Origin of the sequence: Stutzerimonas stutzeri, assembly GCF_013522825.1 — a bacterium.
Taxonomy (GTDB): domain Bacteria; phylum Pseudomonadota; class Gammaproteobacteria; order Pseudomonadales; family Pseudomonadaceae; genus Stutzerimonas; species Stutzerimonas stutzeri_AK.
Window position 1 is genome coordinate 1 of sequence record NZ_JAAMQZ010000068.1, and the last position, 9,953, is coordinate 9,953.

General features: G+C 60.7%; 9 protein-coding genes and 1 pseudogene. 1 reads left to right on the top strand and 9 read right to left on the bottom strand.

The features are described 5' to 3' along the window. Window positions 1-253: 253 nt before the first annotated feature. The 7 genes from G7020_RS23090 to G7020_RS23120 form a co-directional block, all read right to left on the bottom strand. Window positions 254-649 carry a hypothetical protein gene (locus G7020_RS23090; protein ID WP_023082849.1) on the bottom strand — a complete coding sequence of 132 codons (396 nt, stop codon included), beginning with the start codon at window positions 647-649 and terminating at the stop codon, window positions 254-256. A 2-nt stretch (window positions 650-651) separates the two neighbouring features. Next, window positions 652-1,023 (bottom strand): c-type cytochrome, encoded by a 372-nt coding sequence (locus G7020_RS23095; protein ID WP_023082850.1) that lies wholly within the window; start codon window positions 1,021-1,023, stop codon window positions 652-654. After that, window positions 1,020-2,477, bottom strand: coding sequence for a flavin monoamine oxidase family protein (locus tag G7020_RS23100; RefSeq protein ID WP_023082851.1), 1,458 nt, complete (start codon window positions 2,475-2,477; stop codon window positions 1,020-1,022). The genes G7020_RS23095 and G7020_RS23100 overlap by 4 nt, the downstream gene beginning before the upstream one ends. Window positions 2,478-2,671: 194 nt before the next feature. Beyond that, window positions 2,672-3,673, bottom strand: coding sequence for an AraC-like transcriptional regulator QhpR (gene qhpR / locus G7020_RS23105; RefSeq protein WP_181087178.1), 1,002 nt, complete (start codon window positions 3,671-3,673; stop codon window positions 2,672-2,674). 209 nt (window positions 3,674-3,882) lie between these two features. Beyond that, complete coding sequence (istB, locus tag G7020_RS23110; RefSeq protein ID WP_003117254.1) at window positions 3,883-4,686, bottom strand: IS21-like element ISPst3 family helper ATPase IstB; 804 nt, start codon at window positions 4,684-4,686, stop codon at window positions 3,883-3,885. Beyond that, a complete protein-coding gene (istA, locus tag G7020_RS23115; protein ID WP_126543471.1) occupies window positions 4,679-6,178 on the bottom strand; it encodes an IS21 family transposase in 1,500 nt (499 codons plus the stop codon). Before istA ends, istB begins: the two co-directional genes overlap by 8 nt. Window positions 6,179-6,350: 172 nt before the next feature. Continuing rightward, window positions 6,351-7,127 (bottom strand): 1,6-dihydroxycyclohexa-2,4-diene-1-carboxylate dehydrogenase, encoded by a 777-nt coding sequence (locus G7020_RS23120; RefSeq protein WP_003452491.1) that lies wholly within the window; start codon window positions 7,125-7,127, stop codon window positions 6,351-6,353. A 146-nt stretch (window positions 7,128-7,273) separates the two neighbouring features. Here G7020_RS23120 and G7020_RS23125 point away from each other — a divergent pair, with 146 nt between their 5' ends. Further along, entirely contained in the window at window positions 7,274-8,359 is a 1,086-nt protein-coding gene (locus G7020_RS23125; protein ID WP_011913346.1) for an IS5-like element ISPst12 family transposase, read from the top strand. Window positions 8,360-8,577: 218 nt separating this feature from the next. Here the strand turns inward: G7020_RS23125 and benC are convergent, their stop codons facing one another. Then, the gene (gene benC / locus G7020_RS23130) at window positions 8,578-9,588 is read right to left on the bottom strand and encodes a benzoate 1,2-dioxygenase electron transfer component BenC (protein WP_037018498.1); all 1,011 of its coding nucleotides are present in this window, start codon (window positions 9,586-9,588) and stop codon (window positions 8,578-8,580) included. Window positions 9,589-9,597: 9 nt separating this feature from the next. After that, window positions 9,598-9,768: pseudogene (locus tag G7020_RS23135) on the bottom strand (aromatic-ring-hydroxylating dioxygenase subunit beta); the annotation flags it as partial. Window positions 9,769-9,953: the final 185 nt, after the last annotated feature.

Genomic DNA, 9,953 nt, shown 5'->3' on the forward strand with positions numbered 1-9,953 from the left:
CTGACCGAGATCAGCCAGGAGGCCGACATGCGCAACTGTTTTGTCGAGATGGGCGCCTGGGAAGAAGACACCGAAAAGCGTTGGTAGGGCTTACGTTGGTTTTTGGTTCCATTGCTCCCCAAACCCCTTCTCCTACAGGAGATTCTTGTTGTGCTGAGGATGAGTCTGCCCCGTGCGCCGGTGGCGACGAGCAGGGCAGAAGGTACGAAGGGGCTGGAATCCGGTGATATCAAAAAAGTGCAAATCGCTTGGATCAGGAAAGGCTTTCGCGTACGGCGCCATTCCTGGCGACTTGCATGGCGCACCAGAGGAATCCCAGGCCGGAGCCGAGGTACACGGCAATCAGCCCCCAACCGAGCACATTCATCAGCCCGGCCAGTTGCACCTGGACCAGCAAGGCCACGACGGAACAGTCGACTGCGGTCAGAAGCAGCGCGTTGCGCGCCGGCAGGTCTGAGTTGCTGCGGACGAACCACAGCTCGATGGCGATCCCCAGGTAGACCAGGCCCAGAATGCGGCCCAGCAACGTGCCGGCGTCACCCAGCACCAATCCCGTCCACTGGAAGATCAGGTTGGGGTCGAAAGCCAGCAGCAGGGCCAGACCGACAGTCAGCACGCTCTTGGGGCGAGTGAAGAGAGTGATGTTCATGACTAGCTCCTGTTCTGCTGTTCGAGGAAGCAGATGATGTTTTGCCGATCGTCCTGCTTGCGCAGGCCGCCAAACGCCATCGCGGTACCCGGCAGGAAATTCATCGGGCCGCTCAGGAAGGCATCGAGCTTTTCCGCGTTCCAGGTGAAGCCGGCCTGCTCCAGGGTCGGCGTGTAGCCAAAGCCCTGCGCCGTACCGACCTTGCGGCCATACACGTCATGCAGACGCGGACCGACCTTGTGCTCCGCCAGCGAATGGCAGGCGGTGCACTTGGACTCGAACAGCTTTTGGCCGGCCGCGGCATCGCAAGCCGCCGCGGCCGTGCCGGAGATGGCGCAGAGGCCAAGGGCGAGAAGGAAACCAAGCTGCTTCATCCCAGCAGCTCCTTGACGAGCAGGGCCGCCTTGCCGCCCCCGCCGATGGCGCCGTCGATGAATCCGCGCCAACCCTCGCCGTGGTCGCCCTGGGCGAAGAACATGCGGCTACCCGGAGCCTTGCCGAAGTGATCGGCATACTTGCCGTACCAGCCGGGTCGGTAGCTGGCCCAGGTTCCCCGGCTGTAGGGGTCGAGGTTCCAGTCGTAACCGAAGCAGTCTTCCACTTCCATTTCCGGGAAGAAGGACTGCATGACCTGCTGCACGGCGTCCCGATCCAGGACGTCGAGCTTGGCGGGATCGTCGCCAAAGCCGATGAACAGCGTGTGGTCCTCGGCCTTGGCGTAGGTGAACACCACATTGAGGGGATGATCCGAGTCGGCCAGACCATACAGCTTGCCTTCCCCACCGACCTTGCCCTTGACCTTGATGACCGCCTTGACTCCGGTGCCGGCGTGCCGTTCGTGAGCGGCCTCGATCAGCTTGGGGTCCAGCGCCGGAGAGAACTCGATGTTGGGCAGCACGTTCATCGGCAGCGCCAGGACCACGCTGCCCGCCACAATGCGCTCACCCTTCTGGGTGGTGACGACCACGTGGTCGCCCTTGTCCTCGACCTTCTTCACCGGCGTAGACAGCCGCACTTCGGGCTTGCCGTCTTCGATCATCGCGTTGATCAAGCTGATGGTGCCGTCCTTGAAGGTGTAGCGAGTGAGCGAGTCGTTGAGGACCGACAGGTTGTAACCCGGCAGGGCCCACCAACGTGCCATCTCGTTGTAGGAAACCTGGTCAGAGGGGCAATGGGACATACCCACCAGATACGAGTCCACGGCAGCGCGATGCACAGGGTTGAGCTTCAACTGGTCGAGGCGATCACGGGCACTCAGGCTGTCCTGCGCCATGAGCTTGTTCCAGCGGAAGCGGGAGTCGTAGGGACGTTCCCAGATGTCGCGAGCGTCCGCGAAGTAGGTATCGAACGCTTGCAGCACCGGCAGCAGCTCTTCGCCAGCAAGTTGCGTCCGCTTGCCTTCCGCCAGGATCACCATGGTTTCCAGTGACGATTCAGCGCGTTCCGGGGATTCGATGACCTTCAGGCCATAGCGCTGGGTCTCGGCCCAGACGAAGGGCTGGGTCCAGTGAATCCAGGTTCCGCCCAGCTCCACCTTGTGGCCGGCGAACTCGGTGCTGAAGGTGCGACCGCCAAGGCGATTGCGCGCCTCCAGCACCAGCGTCTTGTAGCCATTCTTGCGACAGTCACGGGCGGCGGTGACACCGGCGAAGCCGCCGCCGATCACCACCACGTCGTAATCGCAACCCGCGGTCTTGCAGCCTTTCTGTTCAGCGCCCATGGCATTTGCCATGACCCCTGCGCCTGCCACCACAACCGCGCCAGCCCCGGCGCCACGCAGGAAACCACGACGACTGACGCCCTTGGCGTCGTCTTTTTCATCGGCCATCGACCCACACCTCATTTGTCATTGTTCTTGAAGTGAAGGGCGCAAGAAGCTGCCAGCTGAGCGATGTACGTCAGCCTGAAGTCACGCCCATCTGCGGGGATAAGCTATGCGACGCCCCCAGGCGCAGGCTTGGCAGCTCATGACAAAATCGTTGGCAGCGGATGACAATCCGCTCGGAAGGTGGGCGGCTCGATTCAGGATCGGCCGCGTTGGCGGAACTGCTGGGGAGTCAGTTGGGTCCAGCGGCGGAAGGCTCGGCAGAAGGAACTGGCTTCGGAGTAACCGAGCTGCAGTGCGATCTCCGTCAGGCTGTAGTCGGATTGCATCACATAGCTCTCGGCCAGGGAGCGGCGCACATCCTCCACCAACTGGCTGAACTCGACGTTCTGCTCGGCCAAACGCCTCTGCAATGTACGAACGCCAATCTTCAGGTCGCTGGCCACCTGCTCCAGGCTGGCACAGCCACTGCTCAGGCTGCTGGCAATGTGGTGGGCGACCTGGCTGAGCACGTCTGTCGACGCCGCCCGGCTTTGCCGCTGCTGTTCAAGGAAGGGCTCGAGGGCCTGGAACAGGCGCTGATCGGCGGTGCGGATTGGCATGTCCAGCAACTCGCGTGAGAAGTACAGCCGATTGTCCGGCTGCTCGAAGCGAATGGGACACCCAAATACCTCGCGGTGGGAGGCCAGGTCGCTGGGGGCCCGATGCTCGAAATCCACTCGAACAGGTGACAGCTGCGGATTCCGGGTCACCTCACGAAGCAGGTTGAGGATGGTGCAAATGGTGAATTCCGCATCCTGGCGACGCTGCACGATGGACGCGTCGGTGACCCGATAGGCCAGGCTAATCCGCTTGCCGTTGTCCTCGAAGTCCAGTTGCGTGGCCTGGGTCAACACCACCATGAAGCGGCTCAGGCTCCGCAGTACCAATTGCATGGAAGGGGCACAGCGTATGGCATGGCCATAGGCACCGAGCTCACTGCTCTCAGTGCGCATGGCCACCTCCAGGCCAATGGTCGGTGAAACCTCGCTACCAAGCACCTCCCAGAGGGCGACGTACTTTGTCACTGGAATTTCTGATTCCGGTGCGCTGAGAATCTGCTCGCGCAGTCCGACAGCAGCGAGGTGCGGGCGAAACAACTCTGCGTTGCGACGGAAGAAGCTTTCGGCAAGGACGGTATGGCAGCTAGACGACGGCATTGAACGCCCTGGGATGTTGGTGCTGATGGAAAATTGACCCACCCTGCCGATTGAAATTTGACCCAGGGCGGATTGCTGATTTCTATATCAGCAACTGTGGATAAGTCTATCAGCGCAGCTGCTTTAAAATCCCTTCCTTTCGATCGCCCCAAGTGGCGACTGAAGACCTGCCACATGTCGTCATGCAGCAGGCCATCCTTTCCCTAAAATCAAAACGGTTCGTCGTCCACCGGCTTCTGATCGTCCTTGCGTTTTCGCTCCCGTGATTTGATCTTTGCCTGAGCCGCCAAGCTGCTGTGTTGCAGGCGGTAGGACTCGTTGCCCGTTTCGACGATGTGGCAGTGGTGCGTAAGCCGATCCAGCAGGGCGGTGGTCATCTTGGCGTCGCCGAGCACGCGCGACCATTCTGCGAAGCTCAGGTTGGTCGTGATCACGACGCTGGTGTGCTCGTACAGCTTGGACAGCAGGTGAAAAAGCAGAGCACCGCCAGCCTGACTGAATGGCAAGTAACCCAGCTCATCGAGGATGACCAAGTCCATGCGCAGCAGTGCTTGGGCGATGCGCCCGGCTTTACCGTCATGCTTCTCGCGCTCCAGCAGATTGACCAGGTCAACCGTGGAGTAGAAGCGCACGCGCTTGCCGTGCAGAGTGATGCCGGACACGGCTAGCGCGGTGGCCAGGTGGGTCTTGCCGGTGCCCGGCCCGCCGATGAGTACCACGTTCTGTGCCGTGTCGGTGAAGGCCAGGCTGGCCAGTTCCCTGATCAGCCGTGCGTCGGCGCTGGAGGCGCTGAAGTCGAAGCCAGCCAGGTCACGGTGCATGGGCAGCTTGGCCATGTTCATTTGATGGCTCACCGAGCGCATGGCGCGATCCGCATGCTCCTGTTGCAGCAGGTGTTCGAGCAACCATTTCGAGGAGGCTAGGGCCGACTCACCCTGCGCCGTCAAGTCCGCCCAAGCATTGGCCATGCCGTGCAGGCGCAGCTCTTTGAGTTCTGCCATGAGATCACGCATGACGGATCTCCTCGACGCTGCCGCGTAAACGGTCGTAGCGCGCCGTGTTCGCGACAGGCGCTTCCTTGAGCTGCAAGTGAGTCTCGACGGAGGGCGGTGGCTCGGTCGCTGTCAGCCGCGCCACGACATTCAAGACGTGTTCGGCGCTCAGGGTGCCGGCTTCGAGTACCAGTTCAACGGCCACCAATACGGCATCGAGTCCGGCGACGGGTACGGCAGCCAGGACTTGCGCCATGATCCGGTCACCGCCGGCATGACGTGTCAGGCCGTGTTTGAGTTGCCGCAGTGGTGTTGGTAGATCCGCAAAAGGAGCGCCATTGCGCAGTGCGCCCGGCTTGCGCTCGATCAGCGGGATGTAGTGCTGCCAGTCATAGTTGACCTGGTCGCGATCCAGCAAGCGCGCGTGGCTGGCAATCAATACGTCATCAGCTACCACCTCGATCCGCGTCGGATACAGGCGGCAACTGAGCCACTTGCCGGCGTACTCACAGGGTACCGAGTAGCGGTTTCGTCCCATGCTGACCAGGCAGGTGCTGGAAACCCGCGCCGCACGCTCGACGTAACCGTCGAAGGGCGCGGGCATGGGCATCATTTCGGCCCGCTCCAACTCCAACACCTCAGCCACGCTCAGCCCGCTGTATTGCGGGTGCGGAAGCTCGCTCCAGAGTGCGCGGCAGCGCTGCCCGAGCCAGGCATTGAGTTCCTCGAAGGAGTGGAATTGACGGTCTTGGGCGTCCAGCCAGATACGCCTGCGACTGTCCTGCACGTTCTTTTCGACGATGCCCTTTTCCCAACCTGAGGCAACGTTGCAGAAATCCGGATCGAACAGGTAGTGCGCGCACATCACCGCGAAGCGCGCATTCACCGTGCGGCCTTTGCCCTTGTTGACCTTGTCGACGGCCGTCTTCATGTTGTCGTAAATGCCTCGGCGTGGCACGCCGCCTAAGGCGCTGAACGAGCGCGTATGCGCGTCGAACAGCATCTCGTGACCTTGGCTCGGATAAGCCACCAGCCAGAAGGCACGGCTCGCGCACAGCTTCAGGTGCGACACCTGCATGCGCCGGTAAATGCCGCCGATCAGCAAGCCTTCCTCGCTCCAGTCAAACTGAAACGCCTCGCCAAGGGCAAAGGTCAACGGCACAAAGGCGTGCGCTGCCTTGCCCTGATCCCCGCGCCAGGCACGGACAAACGCGGTGAGCTGGCTGTAGCCACCGTCATAACCCTCGGCTTTGATTTGTGCCAGCAGCGCCTTGGCACTGCGCCGTTGTTGCTTGGGACGCAGCGAGTCGGCTTTAAGCGCCTGCTCCAGCGTGCCGTGAAACGGACTCAGCTTGTTGAAAATGGCCCGGCGCAGGTACACCGGCTGCTTGGCTTCCGGCGCTCTGACCCACTTGCGAATGGTGTTGCGCGCCAATCCGGTGCGCTTGGCTATCTCATGCAACGACAGCTTGTCGCGGAAATACATCCGCCGAATTTTGCCCATCATTTCCATACTGATCACCCTGTGTTCTCCTGCTCATAAATTGAGCAGGAGCAGTTGAGCACCTGGGTCAGTTTTCGATCGGCAGAACAGCCTCTACTGGGTCAGTTTTCGGTCAGCGGCAACAATCTTATGTACGTTGCTTCTGCGCATGTCGATTTCTCTTCTTAACCAGACATAAGGGTCAACCGAGGTCTCCTCCTGCCACCGGAAGAGTCATACCGGTGATGTAGGAGGCGGCGTCAGAAGCAAGGAATAGAATAGCTTCGACCTGCTCATCAATGCTTCCGTAGCGTTTCATAAGGCTGCTGTCGAGGGTCTGGTCGACGATCTGCTGGTACCAGACCTTCTCCTGCTCACTCGGCTCGGCGCTATTGCGCGGGATCCGCCGTGGCGGCGCCTGGGTGCCACCCGGCGCGGTGGCGTTGACGCGGATGCCGCGCTCGGCGGTTTCAAAGGCCAGGCAGGCGGTCAGGGCGTTAACGCCACCCTTCGCCGCGCCATAAGGCACGCGATGGATCCCGCGCGTGGCAACGGAGGAAACATTTACGATGGCGCCACTGCCCTGCTCGAGCATTGGCGGCAGCGCGGCGTGGCAGCACCATAGGGTAGGAAACAGTGAACGCCGCACTTCGGCCTCGATCTCGTGTTCCTGGTAATGCTCGAATGGCTTAGCCCAAATGGTGCCGCCAACGTTGTTGATCAGAATGTCCAGACGACCGAAGCGCTCGAGCGCCGCCGCCATCACCCGTTGGCAATCGGCGAACTGCTCAAGGTCGGCGGTCAGGGTCAGCACCTCAGCGACTCCGACCAGTTCGTCGGCCAGCTCATGTATTAGCTCGGAACGGTCGACCAGCAGCAGCCGACCTCCTTCGGCCGCCATCCGTTCGGCCACGCGGCGACCGATGCCCTGGGCAGCGCCGGTGATAACGGCAGTCTTGTCCTGGAAACGTTTGTTCATGAACCACCTCGGTTGTGTAGCCCAGATGCAATTTTGGGAAAGTTCGCAGGAAACATGGGCTCTACCAGGCCGTTGAAAAAAGCCAGAGCCCGCGTGGCTCTGGCAAAATGGCGGCCATCCTCTTCTGCCGAAGCCAGCCCAAGCCGATGCGTGGACTCGACCTCAAACAAAACGAGCTGTTCAGTTATACGACGCTGGAGCAGCGCATCCCGAACGATCACCCGCTGCGTCCCCTGCGAGGCCTGGTCGATACCGTTCTGGCTTCGATGGATCGGGACTTCGACGGGCTGTACTCCACCCTGGGACGGGCCTCGATTGCGCCGGAGCGGCTGCTGCGCGCCTCGTTGCTGCAGGTGATTTACACCATTCGCTCCGAGCGGCAGTTGGTCGAGCAGATTGATTTCAACCTGCTGTTTCGCTGGTTCGTCGGCTTGTCGATGGACGAGCGCATGTGGGATCACTCGACCTTCAGCCAGAACCGTGACCGCTTGTTCAACCAGGATGTAGCGCGGCTGTTCTTCCAGCGCATCAAGTCGCTGGCCGCATGGTCCGAGTACGCCAGCAACGAGCATTTCAGCGTCGATGGCACGCTGATCGACGCCTGGGCCTCGCACAAGTCCTTTATCAAGAAGGATGGCGGCGACCCACCGGAGGATGGCACGCGCAACCCCGATGCCGACTTCAAGGGCGAGAAGCGCAGCAACGCGACCCACCAATCGACCAGCGATCCCGAGGCCCGGCTGGCGCGCAAGAGCAATGGCGATGCCAGTCGTCTGGCGCACATGGCCCACACGATGATGGAGCACCGCAACGGTCTGATCGTGGATGTGGAATGCACCGAGTTCAATGGACGTGCCGAGGTAGAGGCGGCGCTGGAGATGCTGGAGCGCACGGCCAAGCCGGGCAGCACGGTAGGTGCAGACAAGAATTACGACCAGAAGCGTTTCGTGCAGAGGGCGCGCGAGCTGAAAGTGACACCGCATGTGGCGCAGAAGCGCAAGGGCAGCGCCATCGATGGGCGCACCACGCGGCATCCGGGGTATGCCGCCAGCCAGAAGATCCGCAAGCGGATCGAAGAAGGTTTTGGCTGGCTGAAGACGGTTGGCGGCCTGCGCAAGACCAAGCTGATCGGTCGCGCCAAGCTGAGTGCTCAGTTATTGCTGGGTTTCTCGGTCTACAACCTGATCCGACTGGGTAGCCTGTCGGGTTGGTGGCGAGGATCGCATGTATAGGGCGAGTTACGCCCAAAAAACGCCGAAAGGCGTGAACGTGGTGCTGAAACCTGTCAAAAAGGCCTGAAGTCAGGCCTTGTGTGGACTCCGTTAGGCCAAAGCGCTTGAAAAAGCGCCAAACCGGACGGGTTGGGGCAGTTGAAGCCGAGTTTTTCAACGGCCTGCTACTGCACGAATAAAACAGGCCCGCTCACCAAGTAAGCGGACCAAAGGAGCCTCTAGGCGCTGGCGGCGAACTTCTCATAATAGAAATTGGCCGGCTGGATGCCCTGTGCGCGAATGTACTGACTGACCGCCTCGACCATTGGTGGCGGACCGCAAAGGTAGACATCTACCTCACCGCCGTTGAGGTGTTTGGGCTCGATGTACTGGGTCACATAGCCCTTTTGCGGATAGGCGCTGTCCGGGCTGGCGACGCAGGCGCTGTAGCTGAAGTTGGGAATGCGCGCGGCGAATGCCTCTAGCTTGTCCATTTCGACCAGGTCGTGGTCATGGGTGACGCCGTAGATCAGATGGAGCGGGTGCTCGCTGCCCTGCTCGGCGATCTTCTCCAGCATCGCGGTGAACGGCGCTAGGCCGGTACCACCCGCCAGCAACAGCAGCGGCCGCTTGATCTCGCGCAGATAGAACGCGCCCAGCGGTCCAGCCAGACTGACGCTATCGCCGACCTTGGCGAGGCTGGTCAGGAAGCTGCTCATCAGCCCGCCCGGCACGTTGCGGATCAGGAAGCCGACCTCGCCATCCTTTTGCAGCGAGCTGAAGGAATAGGCGCGGGTCTGGTCGCTGCCCGGCACTTGCAGATTGACGTACTGGCCCGGCAGAAACGCCAACTGGTTCAGCGATGCGCTTTTGATAGACAGCGCGATGGTGCTCTCGGACAGCTGACGCACGTTGCTGATCGCTGCCTGATAGCTGGCCTGCTGGGTCTTACAGACGTCCGATGCGGCCGGAACGCGAATCACGCAGTCGCTTTCGGCGCGCATCTGGCAGGTCAGCACGTAGCCCTGCTCGGCTTCGGCTTCGCTCAACGCATCCTCGATGTATTCCTCGCCGAGGTCGTAGCGGCCGCTCTCGGCGAAGCATTTGCAGGCGCCGCATGCACCGTTTCGGCAGACCATGGGTAAATTGATGCCTTGGCGGTAGGCAGCATCAGCAATAGTCTCGCCAGCATTAGCATCGATGAAACGAGTGACGCCGTCTTCGAAGTTCAGTGCAACCTTGTGTGTCATGGCGGCACCTCAGACGTGGTATACATCGATGAACTGGCGGACGTAGTCGTTCTTCAGAACGACCTTCTTGGCCTTAATCAGCGGGCTCTCGCCGCATGTGTCGAGGGTGCAGAAGTTGGTGCCAAAGAAGTGGTCCACCGTCTTGTACCGGTAATTCAAGGTGTACCAGTTATAGTCGAGACCCAGGTTCATTTTCGTGCCTCCATTATTATTGTTTCAGTTGCATAAAGCCTAAGAGCTAGCCCGAAAAATTCATCGGGGGTTGGCGGATGTAGCGTAAAGCCATGATTTGACGTATGATTTGGTTGCTTAATCCGATCAACGTCATTTCTGGAGAGCTACACCCGCCATGGACGATCTTACGC